Origin of the sequence: Glycomyces luteolus (assembly GCF_027622875.1) — a bacterium.
GTDB lineage: Bacteria > Actinomycetota > Actinomycetes > Mycobacteriales > Micromonosporaceae > Glycomyces > Glycomyces luteolus.
The window spans coordinates 275280-300143 of sequence record NZ_JAPZVP010000003.1; the positions used below are offsets into that span (position 1 = coordinate 275280).

A 24864-nucleotide genomic window follows, 5' to 3' on the forward strand; every position below is an offset into this window, starting at 1 on the left:
CGGCGAACCGAGAGGGAGCAGCCATGACCATCCTCATCACCGGGGCGACCGGCAACGTAGGACGACACCTCGTGCGGCGGCTCAGCGCCGCGAAGCGGCCGGTACGCGCCCTGACCCGCGACCCCGCCAAGGCGGATCTCCCTGCGGGCGTTGACGTCCGGGCCGGGGACTTCACCGACTTCGCGAGTCTCGAAGCCGCGCTCGAGGGCGTCACCGCGATGCACCTCATGACCGCCTTCGGGCCCGGGAACGAGACCGTCCCGAACAGCCGCGACCTGGTCGCCGCCGCCGTCAAGGCCGGCGTGCGGCGCGTGACCCTGCTGTGGAACGGCTACACCGGGCCCGTCGAGGAGGCCGTCGAGGACTCCGAACTCGAGTACACCCACCTGCGGCCCGGCGAGTTCATGTCGAACGCGCTCGGGTGGGCCGAGATGATCCGCGCCGAGCGCGTCGTGCGCGAGGCCTACGGCGAGGTCGGGCACTCCCCCGTCGACGTGCGCGACATCGCCGCGGTCGCCGCCCTCGCCCTCACCGAGGACGGCCACGCCGGGCGGGACTACACCCTCACCGGGCCCGAGGTGCTCACCGTCCCCCAGCAGGTCGCCGCCATCGCCGCCGCGATCGGCGAGGACGTGCGGTACGAGGCCGAGGACCCCGAGGGCGCGAAGGAGCGGATGCGCGCCATCGGCATCGAGGAGCACGCCATCGGCTACGTGCTCGACTGGCGGGCGAACCCGCCGGAGTTCGCCCGCACCGTCTTCACCACCGTCGCCGACGCCACGGGCCGGCCCGCGCGGACCTTCGCTGCCTGGGCGCGGGACCACGCCGACGCCTTCCGGTAGCCGGATCCGGAGCCGGCCCGCAGGTCGCAAGGGGTTCTCGGGTTACTTCACTCGACGGCTGGGCACCCGTTCCGCGCGGTATCGTCCATCGATCGGGCTCGGACCGCCGATGTCTGACCTCCGAGAAGGAGCAGCCGTGACCTCCAGATTCGACGCCAGCGCTCCGGATCCCGCCCCGGATCCGGAGTCGCTGCCCGCGCCCCCGCACAGTCGCGTCACCCCGCGAGGCACCCTGCGGCTCGCGGTCGTCGTAGGCGCGCTCGGCGTCGTCTTCGGCGACATCGGCACCAGCCCCATCTACGCGCTCCAGACGATCTTCAACCCCGCCGACCCGCATCCCGTGCCGATCAACGACAACAACGTCTACGGGATCATCTCCCTCATCTTCTGGTCGATGACGCTCGTCGTGACCGTCTTCTACGTCGGCCTCGCCATGCGCGCCGACAACGACGGCGAAGGCGGCATCATGGCCCTCATCACCCTCATCCGGCGCCATGGCACCGGCCTCGGCCGCAGGACCACACTCGTCCTCGCCGCCCTCGGCATCTTCGGTGCGACGCTCTTCCTCGGCGACAGCATGATCACCCCCGCGATCTCCGTGCTCTCCGCGGTCGAAGGCCTCAAGGTCATCGACCCGGTCTTCGACGTCTGGGTCGTCCCGGTCACCGCCGTGATCATCGTGCTGCTCTTCGGGTTCCAGCGCAAAGGGACCGCGACCATCGGCCGCCTCTTCGGACCCGTGATGATCGTCTGGTTCGCCACCCTCGCCCTGCTGGGCATCGGCGGCATCGGCAGCCACCCCGAGATCCTCCGCGCCCTCTCCCCCACCTACGCCGCCGGATTCCTGGTCGACCACTTCCACATCGCGTTCTTCGCCCTCGCCGCGGTCGTGCTCACCTTCACCGGCGCCGAGGCCCTCTACGCCGACATGGGCCACTTCGGGCGCCGCAACATCACCGCCGGCTGGATCTTCTTCGTCTTCCCCGCGCTCCTGCTCAACTACATGGGCCAAGGCGCGATGATCCTCGAAAGCCCCGAGAACGTCAGCGGCCCGTTCTTCCTGCTCTCGCCCGAATGGGGCCGCATCCCGCTGCTCGTGCTCGCCACCGCCGCCACCGTGATCGCCTCCCAGGCCGTCATCACCGGCGCGTACTCCGTGGCCTCCCAAGCCTCGAAACTCGGCTACCTGCCGCGCCTGCGCATCGCCCACACCTCCGAGCACGAGATCGGGCAGATCTACGTGCCGTGGATCAACTGGATGCTCATGGTCTCCGTGCTCACGCTCGTGTTCGCCTTCCGCAGCTCCGCCGCGCTCGCGTACGCGTACGGCATGGCCGTCGTCGGCACGATCACGATCGTGGCGCTCCTGTTCTGCTTCGTGGCCCGCATCCACTGGCACGCGCCCAGGTGGCTCGTCCTCACCGGCGGCGGCCTCATGCTCGCGTTCAACCTGCTGTTCCTGGCCGCCAACACCACCAAGCTCGCGCACGGCGCGTGGCTGCCGCTCGTCATCGGCATCGGCGCGTTCGCCGTCATGGTCACCTGGCAGCGCGGGCGCGAGATCGTCACCGACCAGCGCGACCGGCTCGAAGGGTCCTTGCGCGAGTTCGTCGGCCGGCTCAACGCCGGCGAGCCGAAGGTCGCCCAGGTCCCCGGCACCGCCGTCTTCCTCAACCGGGGTGCCACGACCGCCCCGCTCGCGATGCGCGCCAACATGGAACGCAACCATGTGCGGCACGCGCAGATCGTGATCCTCTCCGTCGAGACCGAACCGGTCCCGCGCGTCGCCGAGGCCGACCGCGTCCTCGTCGACGACCTCGGCCTCGCCCACGACGGCATCATCCACGTCACCGCCCGCTTCGGCTACATGGAACCGCAGGACGTGCCGGCCGCCCTGCGGCTGGTCAGATCGCGCGAGTCCGAGGGCCGCCGGCTGAAACTCAAGGGCGCGACCTACTTCCTCTCCACCATCCAGCTGCGCGTCGGCCGCGAGCCGACCATGGCGGCCTGGCGCAAACGCCTGTTCATAGCCACCTCCCACATCACCGCCGACGCCGCCGACCACTTCAAGCTGCCGCGCGAGCGCACCGTGACCATCGGCGCCCACATCGAGGTCTGAGACGCGAAACGGCCCGCGGGAGGAATCCCGCGGGCCGTTCACTCGATCCTGCTACGCCTGAGCGGCCTGGAGGCCCTCGGTGATCGACTGCGAAATCGGGGTCGTGGGACGCCCGATGAGCTTCGAGAGGTCACCGGTCTGCACGGCGAGCAGGCCGCGCGAGATCGCGTCCTCGACGCCGACGAGGATCGCCGCGAACGGGTCCGGGACGCCCGCGCCGACCAGGATCTCGCGGTGCTGCTCGGCCGGGACGCGGTTCACCGCGACCTCCTTGCCGAGCTGGCGGGAGATCTCCGCCGCGTACTCCTCGTACGTCCAGGCGTGGTCGCCGCTGAGCTCGTACTCGCGGTTCTCGTGGCCCTCGGTGGTGAGCACGGCGACCGCCGCCGCGGCGAAGTCGGCGCGCGTGGCGCTCGCGATCTTCGCGCCCTCGACCGCGCTGGTCAGGACCCCGCCGTTGGCGATGGCCTGGCCCAGGGCGCCGGTGTAGTTCTCGTGGTACCAGCCGTTGCGCAGCAGCACGTACGGCAGGCCCGAGTCGATCAGGTAGCGCTCGGTGATCTGGTGCTCGCGGGCGAGCTCGAAGTCGGCGGCGGGGCCGCCGAGGACGCTGGTGTAGCCGAGGAGTGCGACGTTCGCGGCCTTCGCCGCGTCGATGACCGCCTTGTGCTGCGGTACCCGCTGGCCGACCTCGCTGCCGGAGATGAGGAGGACCTTCTCGCCTTCGCGGAAGGCGTCCTCGAGGGTCGACGGCTCGTTGTAGTCCGCGACGCGGACCTCGACGCCGAGCTCGCCGAAGCGGACGGCCTTGGCCGGGTCGCGCACGACGACGGCGATCTGCTCAGCGGGGACCTCGTTGATGAGGCCTTCGACGACGAGCTGGCCGAGTTGGCCGGTGGCACCGGTGACGACGATCATTTCTTGCTCCTTCAACTGTCGATTGCGTCTACCATTGCACTTACGAAACGAAAGCACAATCATTTGGAAAGTACTGTTGCGGAGGTAACATCGCGTCATGAGCACCCAGCCGATCGAACTCTTCCCCGGCTTCGAAGTCCAGGCCGCGGGCTGCGAGTCGCGCACGATCCTCGACCACATCACCGGCCGCTGGGGCACGCTCATCCTGCTGGCACTGCATCAGGGGCCGATGCGCTTCAGTGAGATCCGGCGGGCGGTCGAGGGCATCAACGAGAAGGCCCTCTCCCAGAGCCTCAAGCACTTCGAACGCGACGGCATCGTCGACCGGCTCGCGCCCGAGGACGGCTACCCGTCCCGCGTCGAGTACCGGCTCACCGAGGTCGGCGCCGGACTCGAAGCCCGCCTTCGCGAACTCGTGGTGCACCTCTACGAGGAAATGCCCAAGGTGCTCGACTCGCAGGCCGAATACGACGCCCGCCGCGCGTCCTAATTCTTCACTCAACCTGTTCGAAATCGCAGGTGGCGAGCCAGTATCCACCTAGAATTCAGCCATGGCTGCGCAGGTCCCGCGAGCGGGCGAGTTGCGGCCGGGCACGGCCATTCCGCGGTGGGTCCGGCTGCTGCCGCTCGGGGCCCTCTTCATCGCCTCCGCCCTCCAGCTCTTCCGGTCCGACCCGCTCCACGCCGGGATCGCGACGGCGGTGGTGCCGGTGCTCGCCGCGTTCGTCCTCGGACCGGGCTGGACCACCGTCATCGCGGCACTCGCCCTGACCATCGTCGCCGCGCCGATCCCGTACTCGCGCCCGTTCGACGGCGACGACATCGTCGTGGTCGGCATCGTCTTCGCCACTGCCATCGGCATCTCCTGGGTCCGCCAGCGCTTCGAGGCCGGCCTCGTGACGATGCTCAGCGTCTCGGAGGCCGCGCAGCGGGCGGTGCTGCCCGACCTTCCCGAGCGCGTAGGCGACCTGGCGTGCGCGGGGCTGTACCACTCGGCGCAGCAGGGCGCGCGGATCGGCGGCGACTTCTTCGACGTGCGGCAGAGCCCGTTCGGGACGCGGATGATCCTCGGCGACGTGCAGGGGCACGGGCTCGACGCGGTGGGGACCGCGTCGATGCTGCTCTCGGTGTTCCACGAGGCGATCCTCGACGAGGCCGAGCTGGGCCGGATCGCCTGGCGGCTGGAGCGGCGAATGCTTGAGGACGCGGCGCACGGGTACGTGCCGGAGCTGTTCGCCTCGGTCCTGCTGGCGGAGTTCACCGAGGAGCAGGAAGAGGTGCGGCTGCTGTCGTGCGGGCATCCGCCGCCGCTGCTGCTGCGGGGCGAGCGGGTGGAGGAGGTCGACCTGAAGCCCGCGCCGGTGCTGGGGCTGCGGCTGGCGGCGCCGGTGAAGCCGAGCGGGACGGTGTCGGTGCCGTTCGGGGCCGAGGACACGCTGCTGGCGTTCTCTGACGGGCTGGTCGAGGCGCGTGACGAGGACGGGGGCTACTACCCGCTGGCGGAACATCTGGACGGGCTGGTGGCGCCGGCCTTGCCGCGGAGGCTGATCGAGTTCGTGTGGGACGACGCGGAGCGGTTCGCGTCGCGCATGGACGACGACGTGAGCATCCTGGCGATCACCCGCGTGGCGAGGAGTTGACGCACGCCGCCGGAGGAGCGGAGGGTCTGCGCGAATCGGACATCGGTGGGCCCGGCCTCGGCGGAGCTTGCGAGCCGTAAATTCGCAAAAGCATCAACCCTGACGTATGGGTGCGACAGTTCCTGGTTCGGGAGCGATTCCAGGTCAGGGTTTTTCAATCCGTTAGACAAAGGGTGTTCACAAGCGTTGGTTTTTGTGCAATATTCAAATAACTCGATTGCACCCCCTTTGAAGGAGACAACGATGTCATCTCCCCGACCGAGGCGCGGGCGCCCACTGGCCGCGGCCGGTGCGGTAGGCCTCGCCGCCGTGATCGCCGCGTCCGCGCTGCCGCTCCTCAACGCGGGCGCCAACGCGCAAGAGGGCCCCGCGACCGCCGTGAACGTCACCCTCGATCCCTCATACCGCGGCCAGCAGTTCGAAGGCTGGGGCACGAGCCTCGTCTGGTTCGCCAACGCCACGGGCGGCTACCCCGACGAGATCCGCGATCAGCTGGTGGACATGGTCTTCGGCGACGAGGGCCTCAACCTCAACATCGCCAGGTACAACATCGGCGGCGGCAACGCCCCGAACATCGACAACGAGTACCTGCGCGGCGGCGCCTCCGCCGTCCCCGGCTACTGGGCCGCCCCCGAGGGCACCACCCACGAGGACAAGGACTGGTGGGACCCCGAGAACCCCGAGCACTGGAACTGGGACGCCGACGCCAACCAGCGCTGGTGGATCGACCAGGTCAAGGACGACGTCACCCACTGGGAGGCCTTCTCCAACTCCCCGCCGTACTTCCAGACCGTCTCCGGTTACGTCTCGGGCGGCTTCGACTCGAACGCCGACCAGATCCGCGCCGACTCGGTCGACGAGTTCGCGATCTACCTGACCGAGGTCATGGAGCACGTCGAGGCCGAGCACGGCATCGAGTTCGACACCGTCGACCCGCTCAACGAGCCCAACACGAACTACTGGGGCACCCAGCTCGGCGCCGACGGCGTGCAGCCGACCGGCGGCGGCCAGGAAGGCGCGCACGCCGGGCCCGAGCTGCAGCAGCTGGTCATCAACGCCCTCGCCTCCCAGCTCTCCGAGTCCGAACTGGACACTGTGGTCTCGGCGATGGACGAGACCAACCCGGGCCGGTTCACCACCAACTGGAACGCCTACACCGAGGCGTCCCGGGCGAACGTCGGCCAGATGAACGTCCACACCTACGGCACCGGCGGGCGCACCGGCGTCCGCGACCTCGCCAAGGGCAGCGACAAGCCGCTGTGGATGAGCGAAGTCGGCGGCGCCTGGACCGACGGCCAGGACTACGTGTCCATGGAGAACGGCCTGGGCATGGCCACCCGCATCACCGACGACCTGCGCGAGCTGGAGCCGTCGGCGTGGGTGCTGTGGCAGCCGATCGAGGACAAGAACCTGGGCCACAGCTGGGGCTCGATCCAGCTGCCGTTCGACTGCACGGCCGAGGACACCCTCGAGACCTGCAAGATCGAGACCAACACGAAGTACCACACGATCCGGAACTTCACGCACTACATCGAGCCGGGCGACTACATCATCGGCACGGACAACACCTCGACCACCGCGGCCATCAAGGACTCCGAGGACGCGGCGGTCGCCGTGTACACCAACAACGCCGAGGGCTCGGTCCAGGTGACCCTCGACCTGTCGAAGTTCGGCTCGGTCGACTCCGGCACCACGGTGACCCCGGTGACCACCAGCGCCGACGGCGCGCTCGTCGAAGGCGAGCCGGTCGTCGTGAACGGCACGGCGGCGACGCTGACGGTGCCGGGCAAGTCGGTCACCACCTTCAAGATCGACGGCGTCTCAGGCGTCGCCGAGGACGCGGCGATGATCCAGAAGCACCACGTGTACCGCTTCGACGGCGTGCAGAGCGGCAAGTCGATCGCGCCTTCGGCGGACGGCACCGGCATCGTGCTGGCGACCGACGACGCTTCGAGCGCCGCGCAGCTGTGGGAGATCGACCAGCTCACCGACGGCTACTCGAACCGCGAGAAGTTCGCGATCGTCAACGCCGACACGGGCGCCCGTCTCGCGGTGGCCGACGGCAGGGCGGTGCTCGAATCGGCCGATGCGGACCCGTCCGAAGCGGCCCAGTGGTTCCTGTCGACGACCGGCGACGGCACGTACGTGCCGGTGAACGTCGGGACCGGCGTGGTGCTGGACGTGTGGGGCGAGGCCACGGCGGACGGTTCGCCGGTGCAGGTCTACACGCCCACTTCGGCGAGCAACCAGCGCTGGACCCTGATCGACGAGACCGTGATGGGGACGGCGACGGCCGAGACGTACACCGTCCCGGGCTACACGCCCGAACTGCCGGACACCGTGGCCGGCATCTACCGCGACGGCACGCGCGGCGCGCTCCCGGTCGAGTGGACCATGCCGAGTGAATCCACTTGGGACAAGAAGGGGACCGTGACCGTGAAGGGCACGGCGACCGACGCGCTCGGGAACACGTTCCGCGCCAAGGCGAAGGTCTACGTCGACACGTTCAGCGAGACCGCGCCCGCTTCGGCGAAGACCTACCCGGGCTTCACGCCGGACCTGCCGGGCACGGTGACGGCGATCGGCAGCCGCGGCACGCAGGCCACGGTCCCGGTGGTATGGGAGGAGCCGCCTGCCGGCGCCTTCGACGACTACGGGACGGTGACGCTGAACGGCACGGCCACGCTGATCGACGGGACGGAGCTGCCCGCGACCATCGAGGTCGAGGTGACCGACCCGATCGAGGTCAACGTGGCCACTGAGGACGGTGTGACGACCTCGGCGACGTACACGGAGCCGGGCTATTCGACCGAGGCCCTGCGGAACGGGAACCTGACCGACAAGGCCTGGTCGAACTGGAAGTCGGGTCCGTTCAACACCGAGGACACGATCACCGTCGCGCTGCCGGAGACGCGCGACGTGACCCGCGTGGTGTCGCACTTCTGGAGTGACGGCGGCCGCAACAGCTACGCCGACACGCTGCAGGTGCAGTACCTGGACGCGGAGGGCAACTGGCAGAACGCCGGTGACGTCGTGGACGTGCCCACCGGTGAGGCCCCGATCATCGACGTGGAGGTGAACGCCGAGACCTCGGCGATCCGGGTGGCCATGACCGCCGGGACCGGCGGCACGGCCGGCTGGATCATCCTCAGCGAGATCGAGGTCTACGCGAAGGCCCCTGCCGTGTAAGGGATCGAGCGTAAGCGGGGCCCTTACCGCCGTTCGGCGGTAAGGGCCCCTTCGCCGTCTCCACTCGCGCCGGGGCCTCACGGCTCGGTACTCGAGACGCAGAGCAGGAGCAGGAAGAGCACGACGGGATAGGACCAGAACAGGAACAGCCGCATACTCGTCCGATTCGACTTGGGCGGGCGTCTCCGCGCGGCGATTCGCGCTTCCCGACGTAGGTGCTCGCGGAAGGTTCGCATGGATTCCGGTGGGAGCTTCGGGCTGTGGGGATCGTTGAACCGAGTGCCGTAGAGCACCTTCGGCGGGACCATGACCTCGCGTTCCTCGTCCGTCTCGGTGTCGTAGACGATGACCGTGAGCGACCGGTGCGTGCTTCCCTGCTGGACGACCGCATGGTTCGGAAACTCCTCGAGGAACCTGAGCAGCGGTGAGGTCGGCCGACCCACCACAGGTCGGGCTGGTTGCGCGTCCCCCCGAATGTCGCGATGCACCATCAGGTAGAGCGGAAGGTGGAGCACCATGACGATGACGAACCCCCAGATCATCTCCGCGTCGATCGAGGAGCCGCTCAGGTCAGTCGCCACCGCTGTCACCTCCATTGTCTTCCCCGCTGTCATGACCGGCGTCTCGGCCGTCATCACCGGCGTCGTCGCTGCCGCCTTCGTCGCCGTCGCTATGCTCACGGCCCTCGCCGTCTTGTCCGCCGTCCGCCGGCGAGCCCCCTCCCGATCCCTCGGGTCGGATCTCCTCGATGAGCCGTTCGATGAACCCCGCCAGCTCATCGCCGTGCGGCACCGCGATCCCCACCACGACACCGGTCCCGATGCCGAGGGCCCAGCGAAGGAGCCCTGCGGCGTCCTTCCGTTTCGGTTGCGGGACATCGGCGGCCACCGTCAACGCGGTCAGCACCGGTGCCCCGCGGCCCGGGTCGGCCAAGTCGTCGCACAGCACCAGCACAGACCGGGCGAACGAGCGGTTGGCGACCGCTCGGGCGAACGTCTCGGCGGCGTGCGGATCGCCGTCGCCTCGGCTGAGTCTCGCCTCGTCCACCAGGGCCGCCAGTCGCGGTGAGGTCAGTTCGGCCAGGCTTTCCTGCCAGTGCTCCGGGAGGTACTCGGCGGTGACGATCGGCCACATGGCGAAGACGACCAGGTCGAGCAGGACCGCTTCGGGCACTCGTTCACTCGGCGTTCGGGGTGCGCGGCCGAGATAGGCGACGATGCCGCCGGCTGCCAGCGAGCGCAGGGCCCGCTTGCCTTCCTCGCATTCGGGATGGGTCAGGTTGCCGCGGACGGTCTCCAGGACCAGTAGGCGGTGCTTGCCCTGCACTGCCGCCGTACCGTGGGCCGGTTCCCGATGGGGTCCCGGTCGCCTGTGCCTGCCTTGCGGTCCGATCAGCTCGCGGTAGTCGGTGATGATCCGCTCGAGCCAGAACCGCAAGGCGATGAGGTCGAGCGGGGCCGATGCTCCCTGGTAGTCGCGGCGGAATCCTTCGGGGGGTTCGTTCGGGTCCAAGAGCGATGACCTTCCTTGACGCTCGCCCTCTGATGCTAACGTCGGCCGTCTCACATGAAGGGTGGCGGATGGACTCTTGGGTGGCGATCGACTTCGAGACCGCCAACGGCAGCAGGGCGAGTGCCTGCTCGGTAGCGGTCGCGCGGGTCAAGGGCGACGAGGTCGTCGACCGGTTCGCGACCCTCATCCGGCCCCCGGCCGGGCATGACCGGTTCGAATACCGGAACACCCAGATCCACGGCATCCAGGCCTCCGATGTGGTCGGAGCGCCCAGATGGCGGCAGGTGTGGGCGCGCCTGGAGGAGTTCGTCGGCGACGATCCGCTGGTGGCCCACAACGCCTCCTTCGACACCTCGGTGATCCGGGCCGCCAACAGCGAGGCCGACCTTCCGTGGCCGACCATGCGCTACGCCTGCACCATGGTGATCGCCAAGCAGACCTGGCCGATGCCCTCGTACCGGCTGCCCGATGTGGCCGCCGCCGCGGGCGTGAACCTCGCCCGCCACCACGAGGCCGCGTCGGACACGCTCGCCGCCGCCGGGATCCTCGTCGCCCAGCAGCGCGCACACGGCGTCGACACGCTCGACAGCCTCCTCGAGTCCGCGCGGGTCGCGTGGGGCCGGATCTACGACGGCGGCTACGACACCTGCCGCCGCAGATGACCCGCTTCTTGCGAAGGCCCGCATGCATGAAGGCCCTTGCCCCCGATCGGGGGCAAGGGCCTTCGCCGTTCCCTTACGCGCCGATGACGTCGGAGAGCGCGGTGAGCTCGTCCGCCTCGTCGCGGGTCAGCTCCAGTTCGGCCGAGGCCAGGAGCGGACCGAGCTGGTCGGCGGTGCGCGCGCCCGCGATCGGCGCTGCGATGCCGGGCCGGGTCCGCGTCCACGCCAGCGCGACCGAGGCGATCGCGACGCCGCGGGCGCGGGCGATCTGGTCGAGCTTCTCGATGATCGCGAGGCCGGACGGGTTGAGGTGCTTGGCGGCCGTGCCGCCGCGGACGCTCTGCTTGAGATCGGCCTCGGTGCGGTACTTGCCGGTGAGGAAGCCGGAGGCGAGCGCGTGGTACGGGAGGCCGCTGAGGTCCTCGGCCACGGCGATGTCGCGCAGTCCGGGTTCGAAGGTGCCGCGGCTGACGAGGCTGTACTTGGGCTGCAGGGCGACCGGTCGGGCCGCGCCGATCGACGCGGTGATGTCGAGCCATTCGCGGAGGCGCTCGGGGCTGTAGTTGGAGACGGCGATGTGGCGGATCTTGCCGTCGGTGACGAGGTCGTTGAAGGCGTTGACGGTCTCTTCGAGCGGCGTGTCGGGGTCGTCGAAGTGGGCGTAGTAGACGTCGATGGCCTCGACGCCGAGGCGTTTGAGGGAGGCCTCGGCAGCGGCCCTGACGTTCGGTCCGGACAGCCCCTTGTATTCGGGATGCTGTGAGACCTTGGTGGCGACCAGGACGTTCTTGTGGCGGTTCTTCGCCAGCCAGGTGCCGATGACGGTCTCGGATTCGCCACCGGAGTTGCCTTCGGCCCAGGCGGAATAGGAGTCCGCGGTGTCGATGAGGTTGCCGCCCGCGGCGGTGAACGCGTCGAGGACGGCGTGCGCCTCGGCTTCCTCGGTGTTCCACCCGAAGGTGTTGGTGCCCAGGACGAGGGGGTAGATCTCGATGTCGGTCCTGCCGAGCTTGGCCATGTCGATCCTCCGTGCTGTCGGTGCTTCCGGGACGCGTGACGTCCTGCTGCCGTTGTGCTCCGACGGCAATCCTGCCACGCGTCCCGCGGGCGCTGCGCCCGTTTGTGAACGATCGTCTTGACCATCGCTTCGCGGTGCTGAGACGCGGCGACTCCTCGACTGCTGAACCGCCCCGGCCGCGCAGCGCGCTCGTGAGAAAGAATCCCGGCTTTTAGCAACTAACGGTTGCGCGTCTCCGTGGAACGCGGTAGCGTTATGTGCAACCAAACGTTGCGAAAGGTGGCGAGCATGGAACTCGGATCGATCGAGCGGGAGATCCGCATCGAGGCCTCACCGGAGGTCGTCTTCGACGTGGTGAGCAGTCCCGAGCACTTGAAGGAATGGTGGCCCGACGAGGCGGAGCTCTCTCCCGCCGGGGACGGCCGCATCGGGTTCGACAAGGGCGGCGAAGGGATCGGCTGGGAGCAGTTCACGGTCGTCGACGCGATGCCGCCGCGGCGCTTCTCGTTCCGGTGGACCCATCCCGCGGGAGAGAAGGCGGTCCTCGGCAATTCGTACCTGGTCGTCTTCGAACTCGAGCCCGTCGGCACCGGCACGCTCCTGAAGATGACCGAGACCGGCTTCCGCGAACGCGGCTGGGCCGAGGCCAAGGTCGCGGCGGAGCACGCCGACCACGTGCGCGGCTGGGACTACTTCCTGCCGCGCCTGGCGCCGTACGCGGAGAAGGTCGGAGCGGGGCGATGAGCACCGCGGTCGACGACGACCTCTGGTCGGCGATTGGCGACCCGACCCGCCGCCGGATGCTCGACCTGCTGCTGAGCGAGGGCAGCGGCACGGCCACGAGCCTCAGCGAGCGCCTGCCGGTCACCCGCCAGGCCGTCGCGAAACATCTCGCCGTCCTCGACCGCGTCGGCCTGGTGCACGCCGCGACCGCCGGGCGCGAGAAGCACTTCCGCGTAGACGAGACCCGGCTGGCGCGCGCCGCCGCCCAGCTGGAAGAGGTCGGCTCCTCATGGGACTCCCGGCTCCAGCGCATCAAGCGCCTCGCCGAGAGCATCGAGAAGCAGCGGCGCGAATCGCAGAACGAGCAGTAGAAGGAGACAAGGCAATGGTCGACATCCTGCACCGCATCGCGGTCGAGGGCAAGGACTCCCAGGAGACCTACGATGCACTGGCCACACTGGAGGGACTCTCCAGGTGGTGGACCGAGAACACCACCGGCGCCACGGACGTCGGGGGCGAGATCTCGTTCAAGTTCGAGAACGGCGAGTTCGGCATGAAAGTGGTCGAAGCCGAGCCGGGCAAGCGCGTCCTCTGGGAGGTCGTCGGCGGCGACGTCCCCGAGTGGATCGGCACGAAGATCCACTGGGATCTGCGCGAGGAAGGCGAATACACGGTCGTGCTGTTCAAGCACGAAGGGTGGCGCGAACCCATCGAGTTCATGCACCACTGCAGCACCAAGTGGGGGTCGTTCCTCATGAGCTTCAAGCAGTTCCTGGAGACGGGCCGGGGCGCGCCCTGGCCGCACGACGTGCACGTCGACAACTGGGGCTGAGCCGCAGGCGCATCGGGGAGGGCCGAGGCCCTCCCCGATCGCTACTACCCGCGAGTAACCATGCGGTAGCGCTTAATGACGGGTTTGCCCCTACTGGTTATGATTCGCGACCATGACGTTCATCTTCGATGTGATGACCTGGGCCCGTGAGGGAACCAAGGTCGAGGTCCGACTCACGAGCCTCGTGCGCGAACCGGTGCGGTTCTACGAAGGACCGGAGTTCGGCCTGCAGCTGCTGATGGACGCCTGGTTCCACGGGTGCGGCGCGTTCACGATCGACAAATCCGCGGCCAAGGAGTTCGAAGGGTGCTTCGAACTCTTCCTCGGCAAGAAGGTCTGGACCGACGAGGAGGGCCATCTTCTCGACGAAGCCACCAAGGAGCCGCTGCGGCCCAAGGTGAAAGCCGAGGAACACTACGCGGGCAGGCTCGACAGCGCCAGGGGCCGCTGGGACGGCTACGACTATCTCGTGCTCAAACCCGACCGGAAGGCCTTCCTCGACCGCACGGACGAGGTGATCGCCTCCTTCCTCGTCACGGGCGACGAGGCAGGCGAGCGCGCCGACCTCCTCATCGAGGCGACCGACCCGAAGTACGTGAGCCACATGGACGAGAGCCACCACTTCCAGACCACCTTCACCGGCCACCTCCCCGCCTGACCGAAAGCGGCCGGGGCCGGCGGGTGTTTGCGGATTCCCGGCGAGTCGGATACGGCCGGCGGGGCTTCTCGAGCACCCGCTAGGGTCCCGCCATGGGCGACAGCGGATACGAGCGCGCGACGCGCGACCGATACGACCACTTTGCGGGCGAGTACTTCGAGCGGTTCCGGGACTCCATGCAGGAGCGGACCTTCGACCGGGCCATGATCGCGGCGTTCGCCGAACTCGTCGAGGCCTCCGGGAATCCGCGGGTGCTCGACATCGGCTGCGGGCCGGGCTATGTGACCGAATACCTGCGCGGATTGGGCCTCGAGGCCCGCGGCATCGACCTCTCCCCCGAGATGATCACCCTGGCCAGGAAGGCGTATCCGGACCTGGTCTTCGAGACCGGCGACATGACCGCCGTCGACCTGCCCGACGGCGGCCTCGGCGGCGTGCTTTCGCGCTCCTCGATCATCCACACCCCGCCCGAGCGGCTGCCCGCCGTCTTCAGCGAGTGCCACCGCCTCCTCGCGCCCGGCGGGCATCTACTGCTGATGTTCCAGGCGCACACCGACACCTCGCAGCTCGCCTGGGCCTTCGACCACTCCGTGACGACCGCGTACCGGCTCTCGGTGGGGCGCGTCGCGGACCTGCTGGCCGAGGCCGGATTCCAGGAGGTCGCCCGCCAGATCACGGCGGCGGAGGAGGACGAGCTGCGCGGCTTCCACTACGGCTACCTGCTCGTCCGCAAGCCGGAGGGCACACGGATCGACTAGGTAATCATCCTCACAGATAATTCAATTATCCATTTGGTTGATTAACTGATAGCGTCTTCGACATGGAACCGAAGACGCCCGGTCGGCGCTCCCCCGAATCCGCGGAGCGGGTGCGGGATGCCGAGCGCACCAAGCGGAAGCTGATCGACGCCGCGCTGTCAGAATTCGCCGCCAACGGCTACGACGGCGCCCGGGTCGGCTCGATCGCCGCCCGCGCCGGGGTGAACAAGCAGCTGATCAGCTACTACTTCGGCGGCAAAGAAGGCCTCTACCGCGCCATGCAGCGCGAATGGCTCGACGACGAGCGCGATCAGGCCGGCCCGGACGTGCCGCCCGACGAAGTCATGCGCTGGTACCTGCACGACACCCTGCGGGACCCCCGGATCGGCCGCCTCGCCATGTGGCAGGCCCTTGCCGACGACGAGCCCGAGGAGCAGTCCCAAGAGGACGTCGACCTCGAGCTCACGCAGATGCGCGTGCGCCAGGAGCGCGGCGAGATCGCCGCCGAGCTCGACCCGGCGGCAGTCCAGATCGCGATGATGGGCATGACCTTCGCCCCGGTCGTCTTCCGGCGCACCGCGAAGCGCCTCTTCGGCATCGACATCGACGACCCCGAATTCGAAACCCGCTACGGCGACACCCTGTCTCGCATCATCGCGAGGCTCGCCGAGGAAACCGAACACCACCACGAGAGGAACACCGAATCATGACCGTACTTGTGACCGGCGCCCGAGGCACCATCGCGCGCCATGTGATCGCACAGCTGCTCGACACCGGCCGGGCCGTGCGCGCCGCCAGTCGCGTCCCCGGCGCGACCGACCTCCCGAAGGGCGTCGAACCCGTCCGGGTCGACTTCACCGCCCCCGAGACCCTCACGCCCGCTTTGGAAGGCGTCGAGAAGGTCTTCCTGTACGCCGCCCACGAGGGCATCGACGCGTTCGTCGCCGCCGCGCAGGACGCCGGGGTGAAGCACGTGGTGCTCCTGTCCTCGGCCGCCTCGGCGAACCCGGACAACGAGATCGGCCGCATGCACCTCGCGGTCGAGCGCCCGCTGGAGGCCTCCGGCATCCCGTGGACCTTCGTCCGCCCCGCCATGTTCGCCACCAACTCCCTGTGGTGGGCCGAATCGATCCGCGGCGAAGGCGTCGTGCGCCTGCCCTACCCGGACGCGCCGGTCAACCCGATCCACGAGCGCGACATCGCCGAAGTCGCGTTCGCGGCGCTCACCGAGGACGGCCACGAAGGCCGCACCCACGTGATCGACGGGCCGGGGCACCTGACGCAGCGCCGCCAGGTCGAACTCATCGGCGAAGCCATCGGCCGCGAGATCGCCGTCGAGGAGCTGCCGCGCGCCGTGGCCGCCGAGTTCCTGCCCGAGTCGCTGCTCGACATGCTCGCGAGCGGCTCGACCGAGACCTGGGGCCCCACCGCCGAAGCCGTCACCGGCCGCCCGGCCCGCACCTTCGCGGACTGGACCGCCGACCACGCCGACGACTTCCGCTGATCTGCAAGGAAACCAGTTAGGCCCCCTGCCGCCCCGCACCCGGGCGCGGCAGGAGGCGCCCCTGTCCCTGCCGCAGCCACGGGCCGAGCTGCGCGACGCCCCAGGCGGCTTCGGCGACGAGGAAGCCCCACAGCAGTTCCGGGCCGCCGTGCGCGAGGGCGTAGACCATCGCGGACGAGAACAGGACGCGCGCGATGCCGTCGAAGAGACCGTGGATCGCCTGGGGCCGAACGACTCGCAGCAGCGACCAGACCACGACGACCGAGCCCATGAGGGTGGCGTAGAAGACCTGCATCAGATCGGGCTCGGGGAATCCGCGCAGACCGAGCGCACCGCTCGCGGCGTCGAGCCCGGCGTGCAGCAGCGCGAACGTCCATGGCGTCGCGAAACCCGCCGTCACGACGAGGTCGTATACCGCGCTGGCGCGTACGAGGCGCAGGTACGACGGTGATTGCGTTGCGGGCGTGAAGGTCAGGGCCGCCATGGCGGACTCCGTTCGATCGGGTGTCGGGGACGGCCTACCGTAAACAGTGGAGCGCGCTCCAAGGTCAAGTCGAACAGAGCGGGGAGTCGGCATGCGCATCGGTGAGCTCGCGGAGCGATCGGGCCTGAGCAGGGACGCCATCCGGTTCTACGAGACGCGCGGGTTGCTCGAATCACACCGCTCCCCCAACGGCTACCGCGAGTTCGCGGCCGACGCGGTGCCGTGGCTCGCCTACGTGCGCACCGCGCAGCGGCTCGGATTCACGCTCGCTGCGATCGCCGCGCACGGCGCCGAACTGCGCGAGGCGCCGGATTCGGCCGCCGCGCTCTCGGCGCTGTTCGCCGAGAAGATCGCCGTCGTGGACGCGAAGATGAGCGAACTCGCCGTCCTGCGCGAGGAACTGGCCGAACGAGCGGTCACCGGGTGCCCCCTCAGGCCCGAACAGCAATAGTCCACATGCGACAAACGCCCTCTCTGATCCGCTCCTCCCCCAGTTCGGGCAGCAGCGCGGTCAGGTGCTCGGCGTCGAGCATCGCCAGGAGCGCGTGCGCCGCGTATGCCGGGTCTTCGCCCTGCGGCAGCAGGATCGACACGTGCCGGTGCCAGAAGCGGTAGGCGCCGATGCGGTACCGCGCGCCGGGGCTCGCGGTCTCCGACATGCGCAGCAGCGGCAGGTACTCGAACGCGTAGTCCAGGTACGCGTCCGCGAAGGCCGCTAGGCGTTCCCCTTCGGGCGCACCGGGTCCCAGCGGCGGCGGGCCGCTGATGACCGCCTCCTGGAGCACGCGTTCGCGGGCGTCGAGCAGGGCGGCGGCCAGCCCGGCCTTGTCGCCGAAGCGGCGGAAGAGCGTCCCCTTCCCGACCCCCGCGGCGGCCGCCACCTGGTCCATCGAGACGGCCTCCACACCGTGCTCGGCGAAGAGCCGCGCCGCCGCGTCGAGGATCGCGGCGCGATTGCGGGCCGCATCGGCGCGCTCCTTCGGCGGCGGAGTCCGCAGCAGCTCAAGCGGTATTGCAAAACCGGACTGTAGTCCGTTACTGTCGTCAGACACATATGGACTATAGTCCACTTACTTGGAAGGCGATGCCATGACCGCGCTCATCACCCGCGAGGAACTCCAGAAGGCGATCGCGAACGGCGACGTGACCGTCGTCGACGCCCTCGGCGGCGAGTACCACGCGAAGCAGCACCTGCCCGGGGCCGTCCCGCTCGTGCTCGCCGACGTCGACGCCCAGGCGCCGACACTGCTGCCCGACCGCGACGCCGCGATCGTCACCTACTGCTCGAACCCCGGCTGTCCCAACAGCGGCCAGGTCGCCGATCGGCTGACCGCGTTGGGCTACACGAATGTCCGCAAGTACCGCGAAGGCATCGAGGACTGGACCGAAGCGGGCCTGCCCGTCGAGTCCGCCTGAGCCCCAAGGCCGCCGCGGCTTGAACCGGGACGTGGGGCGGGGCCGGAGGAGTGCGCCTCCGGCCCTGTCATCGCATGGTGCGGATCAAGGCGCGCGGATCTCGGGCAGCGCCATGCGCGGGCACGGAAAGAGGACAGGCCCGCTTCATGCGGCTTCGATGGTGAGCACGGTCTTGCCGCGGGACTTGCCCGCCTTCAAGCGCGCCAAGGCGTCCGCGGCGTCCTCGAGCGGGACCTTGAAGTCGATGCGCAGGTGCAACTGCCCGCGTTCGACCGCGTCGGCGAGGGACGCGAGCGTCGCCGGTCGGGCGTTCGCGTAGAGATTCGCGCCGCGCAGGCCGCGGGCGGCGAGCACCTCGGCGTCGACCGCGCCGTTCGAGGAGACGATGACGCCGTTCGGCTTGAGCAGCGCCGCGATCGGCTCGATCTCGCCGGGATCCGAAATCAGGTCCACAATGGCGTCGATCCCGCCGGGATGGGCTGCGCCCACCTGGTCGGCCGCGGGCCCCACCGTGAAGTCGACCGTCTCGGCCGCGCCGAGCTCGCGCAGGTACGCGGCCGTCTCGGGATCCGTGGTACCGATGACGCGCACGCCCTGGGCGGCGGCGAGCTGCACGGCGGCCTGGCCGACGCCGCCCGAAGCGCCGTTGACGAGCAGGGTCTGCCCGGGCCCGATTCCGGTGCCCTCCACGAAGTCGTGGGCCGCGGCCCCGGCTGTCGGCAGGGCGGCCGCGACGTCGAACGGAAGGCCCGCGGGCAGCCGGGCGAGCTTGGAGGCCTTCGTGACCGCGTACTCGGCGTACGAGCCGCGACCGTGCTCGAGGTCCATGAACTGCCCGAAGACGCGGTCGCCGGGCTCCAAGTCGACGCCCTCACCGACGCGCTCCACCGTGCCGGAGCCGTCGGAGCCGAGCACCAGCGGGAAGGCATGCTCGACCGAGTCGCGCATCGCCCCTTCGATGACCTTCCAGTCGAACGGGTTCACGCCCGCGGCGGCGAGGCGCACAAGCACCTCACCAGGGCCGGGCTCAGGGACGGGCAGCTCGGCAAGGCTCGGTTCGGTATCGAAATCGGTGACTACGACGGCACGCATGGACATCCCTTCCGTTCTGCCCGAATCTACACCGGCATCACGTGCGGTTCAGGCGTTCAAGCCCGCGCAGCGGCGCCTTGTAGGCTTCGTTCGGCGCTGCACAATAGAGACCGGCGCCCCAGCCCCAAGGCCGTAAACCCCCGCTGCAGCCGATCCCGTTGGAGGAGTTCACCATGCGCCCATGGATGGACCGCGCCGTGCTGCGCGGACGAATCCACGGCCGCCTCATGCTCGTCCTCGTCGCGGTCGCCGTCCTCGCTTCGGTCGCCGCGATCTGGCAGTTCAGCGCGCTCCGCGAGGACCACGACCCCGACCTCGCCGACTTCGGCGAGCCGGCGGCCACCGATGAGAGCAGCGACAGCGCCCTGGACGGCTCCTCGGTCGAGGCTCCGGAGACGCCCTCCCCAGCCGTCTCCGAGTCGCCGACCGAAGCGGCCTCGAGCAGCGCGCCCGCGACCGAGTCCTCCGACAGCGGCGAGGCCGCCGACAGCAGCCCGCAGTGCACGGCGTCGCTCACGCTGGACAGCGAATGGGACGGGTCGGTGTCGGTCGCCGTCACGATCGCCAACACCGGCGCCGAAGCGATCGACGGCTGGGAGATCCAGATCGGGATCAAGCACCTGAGCGTGACCACGACCTGGGGGCTCACCCACATCGAGGGCGAACGCTACGGCGACATCCTGCTCAACGCCGCCATCGATCAGGGCGGCAGCGTCGACGCGAGCTTCCAGGCCGACGTCCAAGGGCGGTACGAGATCCCGGCGACCGTCCCCTGCACACCGGCCTGAGCGCTCAGGCGGAGCGGATGGTCGGGCGGTGCTGGACCGGGAAGTCCACCGATCGCGCGATGAAGCAGTCCTGGTTCGCGTCGTGGTGGAGCTCCATCGCACGGTCGGCCAGCGCGGGGTCGGCGATCGTGACCACGGGCGAGAGCGTCACCTCGGTGAAGCGCCCGCCGCCGCCCTCTTCTGCCATGGTGCCGGTCGCGGTGTCCTCGTAGGCCGTGACGACGAGTCGCTCACGCGCGCAGAGCGACAGGTAGGTGAGCATGTGGCAGTCGGCGAGGGCGGCGACCAGCAGTTCCTCGGGGTTCCAGCGTTCGGGCTGGCCGCGGAAGGCGGGATCGGCGCTGGCCTGGATCACGGGTTTGCCCTCGGCGATGAGGTCGTGGTCGCGCCCGTATTCGCGGTAGTTCGCGGTGCCTTTGCCGGTGTTGCCGGTCCAGCGCATCGTGATCTCGTAGTGGTGTTCGCGGCCGCTCATGGCGGGCTCCTTCCGGTTGGACGAATGCGGGGACGGAATCCTAACCGAGGCGCCAGTGTCACGGTCTTGCCCGCGGGGAGGCGCTTCCACCAGTGGTGGTAGCGGCTGTAGACATCGGGGTCGCGGTCGGTGAGGAGCGCGGTGAGCGCTTCGGCTTCGGCGGCGAGTCCGGCCCAGTCGTCGTCGGTGAGAGGCCGGAACGCGGTGGCCTCGATGCCGTGGGGGCCACTGCGCCAGACGCCGGCGGCGCGGCCGTCGACGAGGATCATCGGAAGGACGTCGCCGTTGTTGCGGATGAGGGCGGTGCGCAGTTCAGGCGGGACGGTGCGGCCGCGGTCGTGGTGGGCGAGGAACACGTTGTCCCACATGGCCATCAGTCGTGGGGGTGCGGGGGTGTCGGCGTCGGGGATCTGGGCTTCGGGCAGGTCGTAGAGTGCGGTGCCGTCGGGGCCTTGGTATCGGCGCAGGCGTTCGCCGAGGGCCTTGACGGCTTGTTTCACCCTGCCGCGCTGGACCATTGCGAACTGGGCGACGTCGGGGACGGAGGCGGGGCCGAAGCCGGAGAGGTAGCGGAGGACGAGGCCTTGGAGGGCGGCGTCGGCGGCGTCGCGGTCGCCGAGGACGGGCCGGTCGGGCGCGGCGAGGTAGGCGACCTTCTCGTTGAAGGACCAGGGGCCGCCGAGCGGGACTCGAAGGAGGGGCGCGTATTGGCGGATGCCGGGCCAGACGGCTTTCGCGGTCTCGGTGCCGAGTCGTTCGGCGAGGCGGGCTTCGCATTCGCGGGCGGTGCGCACTTCGGTGGCGAAGTCGAGGATGTCGGCGGCGTGGGTGGCGGCTTCACTTGGGGTGACGCCGGATTCGGCGATGCGGCCGCCGAGTTTCGCGGCGTAGAGGGACGGCTCGGTGGCTTCTCGGAACGGCCGGTATTCGTCGGCGGCGACGGCGTGGAGGGTCATGCGGATCGGGTTGCCGCGCACGAGGTCGTAGGAGGCGAAGGCGGCGTCGAGGTCGGCGGGGTCGAAGTCCGCGACGCGGTTCCACAGTCCGATGTAGGGGGAGGCGGGCGACTGGGCCTGGACGGCGACGGCGGAGCGGACGGCGGCGAGCGCGTCGCCCGGTCGGCGCTGCAGGAGGGACTGCCGGTCGAGGAGCGCGCGGTTGAGCTGGTCGGCGGTGAGCTGCATGGGGTCAGCGTCGCAGGTGGGCTGCGAGGCTCGTCGGGGGCGTCCCTGTCAGGCGCTCGATGTCGCCGGGCGCGGCGGCGAAGCGGGCTTCGCGCACGGACCGGAACATGCTGGCGTAGGCCTCGATGAGCCAGGCGGGTTCGCCGTCGGCGGCGAGGCGGGCGCGGTAGTCGGCGTCGTCGATCGCCCGGTACCGCATGGGTCTTCCGAGTGCTTCGGTCGCGGCCCGGGCGATCTGGTCGCCGGTGAGGGCTTCGGGGCCGGTGAGGTCGAGGACGCCTTCGGTGCGGGCGGTCGCGGCGGCGGCCAGCGCGCGGGCGACATCGTCGCGGGTGCAGAAGGAGGTGCCGGGGGCGCCGTCGCCGAGCGGCAGGGCGAGCTCGCCGGTGCGCGCGGCGTCGTCGAGCCAGGTGGCGGCGAAGAAGTCGGCGAACACGGAGGTGCGGGCCAGGCAGTGGGGGCGGTCGGCGAGGAGCGCTTCGGTCTCCTGGTGGCCGGGCGAGTAGTAGAAGCGCGAGTCGGGGGCGATGTCGAGGATGCTGGTGTAGACGATGTGGACGTCGGCGGGGCAGGCGGCGATGACGTTGCGGTGGTGGCGGGTCATGGTCTCGGCGGTGCCGTCGCTGGAGACCATCACGAGTGTGTCGAGTCCGCGGAGGGCCTCGTTCAGGGACTCGGGGTCGTCGTAGTCGGCACGGCGGGCGGTGATGCCGGGGGCGACGGCTTCGGGGCGGCGGGCGAGGGCGACGAGGTCTTCTCGGCCCGCGGCGAGAAGGTGGCGGATGACGCCTGAGCCGACGCCGCCGGTGGCTCCGGTAATGCCGATCATGGGTCTCCGTTCAGCGTCGGGCCCCGGTCGCGGTGTGGCGGCAGGGGCGGTGCGCTTCCCATTGTGCCCGGTACGGGGCGGATCGGCGTCGAGTGCGCGTCGGGGCCGGATCCTGGTAGTCCGGCCCCGGCGTCTCCGCGGGGTTCAGGCTTTCGCGAGGTAGGCGAGGCAGGAGTCGAGCAGCATCTGGCTGCCTTCCTTGGCCATGTCGTACTCCTCCTTCGTCGCGCAGGTCTGCGAGATGGTGAGGCGGGTGCGGTCCTCGCCGAGGCCGACCAGGTCGAGGCGCATGACCTCTTCGCCGCCGCCGGGCGTGTCCATGCCCATGAGGAGCAGTTCGTGCTCGACGACCTCGATGTAGCGGCCGGTGATCGGGAACTCCTGGCCGTCGGGGGTGACGACGGTGGCGGTGTAGCGGCCGTTCGGGGTGGGGTCCATCGACACCGAGCCGGCCTTGGAGTAGCTCCACGCCTCGTAGGGCTCGTCTTCGGTCCAGGCGGCCCAGACGGCGGCGATGGGGGCGTCGGCTTCGGCGGTGAGGGTGTAGGTCAGGTCGTCGGCGCTCATCGGGATCTCCTTGATTCGTGTCGTTCGGTGTATGCCCGTATAGACGAGCGGGCTCAGCGGGATTCATCGCCGCGGCGAGAAGGATTTTCGAGTCCTCCGGGAGTGGCGGCCGTCTGGGAGAATTCGGGGATGGACGTCGAGATTACGATCGCAGGTTCCGAGGATGCCCGGGGCGAGCTGGAGTCCTTGCGGCAGTGGCTGAACCAGGACGAGGACTACCGGGGCCTGGTCGACTTCGCGCCCGCCGAGATCAAGCCGGGCGAGCTCGGGGCTCTGCAGGAGATCCTGCTGGCGGCGATCGCCGCCGGCGGGCTCGACGCGCTCGGCCGCACCATCGCCGTCTGGCTCCAGACCCGCCAGTCGACGATCGCGGTGAAGCTCCGCGCCGACGGCACCATCGAAGAGGTGAGTGCGAGCGGCCCTATCGCGAAGACCGTGGCCGAGAACGTGTTCGGCGACGATCCCAAGCGGCTCGGCCAGGGCGGATAGCGGATGCGCCTCCCCGACGGCGCGCGGTCCCGGGCCCTGCTCATCGGCACCGGCGCGTACGAGCACCTGAACGGCGTGCCCGAGATCCGGTCCAACCTCAGGGCGCTGAAGTCGGCGCTCGAGTCGTACACCGGCCTGCCGCCCGAGCACTGCCGCACGCTCCTCGACCCACCCGACCTCGCCGCGGTCGGCCGCGAGGTGGAGGCCGCGACCAGGGACGCCGCCGATCTCCTGCTCATCTACTACAGCGGCCACGGCCTCGTCGCCTCCGACGGGCTCCTGCACCTCGCGCTGCCCCAGACCTCGCAGCGGCTGCTGCCTTGGAGCGGCATCCCCTTCAAGCTGCTGCACCACGCCGTCCAGGTCTCGCGCGCGAAGACGAAGGTGCTCATCCTCGACTGCTGCTTCTCCGGGAAGGCCACCCAGCTGCTGAGCGGCGAGGAGAGCACTATCCTCGGCCAGATCACGGCGAACGGCGCGTTCACGCTCACGTCCTCTCCCGCGAACGAGCCGTCCTTCGCCGTCGACGGCCGCGGCCACACCGTGTTCACCGGTGCACTGCTGAAGGTGCTGGAACACGGCAGCCCGCGTGCGGGAGCGATGCTGACCCTCGGCGACATCCACCTCGAGCTCCTCCACCACGCCCAGGCGAATCACCTCCCCGAACCGCAGAAACTCGGGACGCACACCGCCGAACTGCTGCCGCTCGCGAGGAACCGTCAGGCCGAGAGCGACGAGGCCGGTTCCCTCAGCGATCCGGCGATCAATGCGCCGGGGTCGGTCGCTCCCGCGAAGGCGGACCCGAAGCTCAAGTACCGGTCGTTCGCGGATGCCCTGGTGACCGCCCGCGACATCGAAGCGGCGCAGTTCAAGACCGTGCGGCTCACCGCGGGATACGACGAGGACGAAGTGGACGACTTCCTCGACAAGGCGGCGGCCGCGCTGGACGATCCGCCGCTGGGCCCGCAGCGGATGCGGCCCGAGGACGTCAGGAACAGCCATTTCACGACCACCCGGATGCGGGAGGGCTACGACGTGGAGGAGGTCGATTCGTTCCTCGACCGGGTCGAGCTCGAATTCCTACGGCGTCAGTCGCTCGCCGCTCAGTACGCCGCTGAATTCGGCACTGGAGCCTGAACCCGCTGCTGCGACCGCCCGGCCACCG

29 protein-coding genes are annotated in these 24864 nt (G+C 69.6%); 18 read left to right on the forward strand and 11 right to left on the reverse strand.

Going from position 1 to position 24864, the window contains the following annotated elements; translation table 11 throughout:
• Positions 1-23 precede the first annotated feature (23 nt).
• A complete protein-coding gene (locus tag O1R50_RS05220; RefSeq protein WP_270108836.1) occupies positions 24-842 on the forward strand; it encodes an NmrA family NAD(P)-binding protein in 819 nt (272 codons plus the stop codon).
• Positions 843-978: 136 nt separating this feature from the next.
• A complete protein-coding gene (locus O1R50_RS05225) occupies positions 979-2961 on the forward strand; it encodes a potassium transporter Kup (RefSeq protein WP_270108837.1) in 1983 nt (660 codons plus the stop codon).
• Positions 2962-3012: 51 nt separating this feature from the next.
• Here the strand turns inward: O1R50_RS05225 and O1R50_RS05230 are convergent, their stop codons facing one another.
• The gene (locus tag O1R50_RS05230; protein ID WP_270108839.1) at positions 3013-3879 is read right to left on the reverse strand and encodes an SDR family oxidoreductase; all 867 of its coding nucleotides are present in this window, start codon (positions 3877-3879) and stop codon (positions 3013-3015) included.
• A gap of 97 nt (positions 3880-3976) precedes the next feature.
• Here O1R50_RS05230 and O1R50_RS05235 point away from each other — a divergent pair, with 97 nt between their 5' ends.
• The 3 genes from O1R50_RS05235 to O1R50_RS05245 all read left to right on the forward strand — a co-directional run bounded on the left by O1R50_RS05235 (position 3977) and on the right by O1R50_RS05245 (position 8708).
• Positions 3977-4369: a winged helix-turn-helix transcriptional regulator gene (locus O1R50_RS05235; protein WP_270108840.1), complete on the forward strand. Its 393-nt coding sequence runs from the start codon at positions 3977-3979 to the stop codon at positions 4367-4369.
• A gap of 61 nt (positions 4370-4430) precedes the next feature.
• Positions 4431-5519 carry a PP2C family protein-serine/threonine phosphatase gene (locus O1R50_RS05240; RefSeq protein WP_270108841.1) on the forward strand — a complete coding sequence of 363 codons (1089 nt, stop codon included), beginning with the start codon at positions 4431-4433 and terminating at the stop codon, positions 5517-5519.
• A gap of 243 nt (positions 5520-5762) precedes the next feature.
• The gene (locus O1R50_RS05245) at positions 5763-8708 is read left to right on the forward strand and encodes an RICIN domain-containing protein (protein ID WP_270108842.1); all 2946 of its coding nucleotides are present in this window, start codon (positions 5763-5765) and stop codon (positions 8706-8708) included.
• A 77-nt stretch (positions 8709-8785) separates the two neighbouring features.
• Here O1R50_RS05245 and O1R50_RS05250 read toward each other — a convergent pair whose 3' ends face one another.
• Together O1R50_RS05250 and O1R50_RS05255 are read right to left on the reverse strand one after the other, a co-directional pair.
• The gene (locus tag O1R50_RS05250; RefSeq protein WP_270108843.1) at positions 8786-9289 is read right to left on the reverse strand and encodes a hypothetical protein; all 504 of its coding nucleotides are present in this window, start codon (positions 9287-9289) and stop codon (positions 8786-8788) included.
• Positions 9279-10220 (reverse strand): hypothetical protein, encoded by a 942-nt coding sequence (locus O1R50_RS05255; protein ID WP_270108844.1) that lies wholly within the window; start codon positions 10218-10220, stop codon positions 9279-9281. The genes O1R50_RS05250 and O1R50_RS05255 overlap by 11 nt, the downstream gene beginning before the upstream one ends.
• 68 nt (positions 10221-10288) lie before the next feature.
• Between O1R50_RS05255 and O1R50_RS05260 the strand changes: the two genes are divergently transcribed.
• Complete coding sequence (locus O1R50_RS05260) at positions 10289-10882, forward strand: 3'-5' exonuclease (RefSeq protein ID WP_270108845.1); 594 nt, start codon at positions 10289-10291, stop codon at positions 10880-10882.
• A gap of 73 nt (positions 10883-10955) precedes the next feature.
• Here the strand turns inward: O1R50_RS05260 and O1R50_RS05265 are convergent, their stop codons facing one another.
• Positions 10956-11900, reverse strand: coding sequence for an aldo/keto reductase (locus O1R50_RS05265; protein WP_270108846.1), 945 nt, complete (start codon positions 11898-11900; stop codon positions 10956-10958).
• Between the two features lie 288 nt (positions 11901-12188).
• On the opposite strand from O1R50_RS05265, the gene O1R50_RS05270 reads away from it, so the two are divergent.
• The 7 genes from O1R50_RS05270 (at position 12189) to O1R50_RS05300 (ending at position 16375) form a co-directional block, all read left to right on the forward strand.
• Positions 12189-12644, forward strand: coding sequence for an SRPBCC domain-containing protein (locus O1R50_RS05270; RefSeq protein WP_270108847.1), 456 nt, complete (start codon positions 12189-12191; stop codon positions 12642-12644).
• The gene (locus O1R50_RS05275; RefSeq protein WP_270108848.1) at positions 12641-12994 is read left to right on the forward strand and encodes an ArsR/SmtB family transcription factor; all 354 of its coding nucleotides are present in this window, start codon (positions 12641-12643) and stop codon (positions 12992-12994) included. Before O1R50_RS05270 ends, O1R50_RS05275 begins: the two co-directional genes overlap by 4 nt.
• Before the next feature lie 14 nt (positions 12995-13008).
• Positions 13009-13455: an SRPBCC family protein gene (locus O1R50_RS05280; protein WP_270108849.1), complete on the forward strand. Its 447-nt coding sequence runs from the start codon at positions 13009-13011 to the stop codon at positions 13453-13455.
• A gap of 112 nt (positions 13456-13567) precedes the next feature.
• Positions 13568-14113, forward strand: a complete 546-nt coding sequence (locus tag O1R50_RS05285; protein WP_270108851.1) for a hypothetical protein — start codon at positions 13568-13570, stop codon at positions 14111-14113.
• Positions 14114-14205: 92 nt separating this feature from the next.
• A complete protein-coding gene (locus O1R50_RS05290; protein WP_270108852.1) occupies positions 14206-14871 on the forward strand; it encodes a class I SAM-dependent DNA methyltransferase in 666 nt (221 codons plus the stop codon).
• A 62-nt stretch (positions 14872-14933) separates the two neighbouring features.
• A complete protein-coding gene (locus O1R50_RS05295) occupies positions 14934-15581 on the forward strand; it encodes a TetR/AcrR family transcriptional regulator (protein ID WP_270108854.1) in 648 nt (215 codons plus the stop codon).
• Complete coding sequence (locus O1R50_RS05300; protein ID WP_270108855.1) at positions 15578-16375, forward strand: NAD(P)H-binding protein; 798 nt, start codon at positions 15578-15580, stop codon at positions 16373-16375. Before O1R50_RS05295 ends, O1R50_RS05300 begins: the two co-directional genes overlap by 4 nt.
• A gap of 16 nt (positions 16376-16391) precedes the next feature.
• On the opposite strand, the gene O1R50_RS05305 is transcribed toward O1R50_RS05300, so the two are convergent.
• On the reverse strand, positions 16392-16859 hold the full coding sequence (locus O1R50_RS05305) for a hypothetical protein (protein ID WP_270108856.1): 468 nt from the start codon (positions 16857-16859) through the stop codon (positions 16392-16394).
• 91 nt (positions 16860-16950) lie between these two features.
• Between O1R50_RS05305 and O1R50_RS05310 the strand changes: the two genes are divergently transcribed.
• Entirely contained in the window at positions 16951-17310 is a 360-nt protein-coding gene (locus O1R50_RS05310; protein WP_270108858.1) for a MerR family transcriptional regulator, read from the forward strand.
• Here the strand turns inward: O1R50_RS05310 and O1R50_RS05315 are convergent.
• Positions 17291-17911, reverse strand: a complete 621-nt coding sequence (locus tag O1R50_RS05315) for a TetR/AcrR family transcriptional regulator (protein ID WP_270108859.1) — start codon at positions 17909-17911, stop codon at positions 17291-17293. The two genes, O1R50_RS05310 and O1R50_RS05315, sit on opposite strands and share 20 nt — an antisense overlap.
• Positions 17912-17948: 37 nt before the next feature.
• On the opposite strand from O1R50_RS05315, the gene O1R50_RS05320 reads away from it, so the two are divergent.
• The gene (locus O1R50_RS05320) at positions 17949-18275 is read left to right on the forward strand and encodes a rhodanese-like domain-containing protein (protein WP_270108860.1); all 327 of its coding nucleotides are present in this window, start codon (positions 17949-17951) and stop codon (positions 18273-18275) included.
• Between the two features lie 144 nt (positions 18276-18419).
• Here O1R50_RS05320 and O1R50_RS05325 read toward each other — a convergent pair whose 3' ends face one another.
• Entirely contained in the window at positions 18420-19367 is a 948-nt protein-coding gene (locus O1R50_RS05325; RefSeq protein WP_270108861.1) for an NADP-dependent oxidoreductase, read from the reverse strand.
• 173 nt (positions 19368-19540) lie between these two features.
• Here O1R50_RS05325 and O1R50_RS05330 point away from each other — a divergent pair, with 173 nt between their 5' ends.
• The gene (locus O1R50_RS05330; protein WP_270108862.1) at positions 19541-20155 is read left to right on the forward strand and encodes a cellulose binding domain-containing protein; all 615 of its coding nucleotides are present in this window, start codon (positions 19541-19543) and stop codon (positions 20153-20155) included.
• 4 nt (positions 20156-20159) lie between these two features.
• On the opposite strand, the gene O1R50_RS05335 is transcribed toward O1R50_RS05330, so the two are convergent.
• The 4 genes from O1R50_RS05335 to O1R50_RS05350 all read right to left on the reverse strand — a co-directional run bounded on the left by O1R50_RS05335 (position 20160) and on the right by O1R50_RS05350 (position 23210).
• On the reverse strand, positions 20160-20630 hold the full coding sequence (locus tag O1R50_RS05335) for an OsmC family protein (RefSeq protein WP_270108864.1): 471 nt from the start codon (positions 20628-20630) through the stop codon (positions 20160-20162).
• Positions 20627-21814, reverse strand: coding sequence for a winged helix DNA-binding domain-containing protein (locus O1R50_RS05340; RefSeq protein WP_270108865.1), 1188 nt, complete (start codon positions 21812-21814; stop codon positions 20627-20629). Before O1R50_RS05340 ends, O1R50_RS05335 begins: the two co-directional genes overlap by 4 nt.
• 4 nt (positions 21815-21818) lie before the next feature.
• Positions 21819-22643, reverse strand: a complete 825-nt coding sequence (locus tag O1R50_RS05345) for an NAD(P)H-binding protein (protein ID WP_270108866.1) — start codon at positions 22641-22643, stop codon at positions 21819-21821.
• Between the two features lie 144 nt (positions 22644-22787).
• Complete coding sequence (locus O1R50_RS05350) at positions 22788-23210, reverse strand: SRPBCC family protein (protein WP_270108867.1); 423 nt, start codon at positions 23208-23210, stop codon at positions 22788-22790.
• Between the two features lie 129 nt (positions 23211-23339).
• Here O1R50_RS05350 and O1R50_RS05355 point away from each other — a divergent pair, with 129 nt between their 5' ends.
• Together O1R50_RS05355 and O1R50_RS05360 are read left to right on the forward strand one after the other, a co-directional pair.
• On the forward strand, positions 23340-23699 hold the full coding sequence (locus O1R50_RS05355) for an effector-associated constant component EACC1 (RefSeq protein ID WP_270108868.1): 360 nt from the start codon (positions 23340-23342) through the stop codon (positions 23697-23699).
• Positions 23700-23702: 3 nt separating this feature from the next.
• The gene (locus O1R50_RS05360; protein WP_270108869.1) at positions 23703-24836 is read left to right on the forward strand and encodes a caspase, EACC1-associated type; all 1134 of its coding nucleotides are present in this window, start codon (positions 23703-23705) and stop codon (positions 24834-24836) included.
• Positions 24837-24864 lie beyond the last annotated feature (28 nt).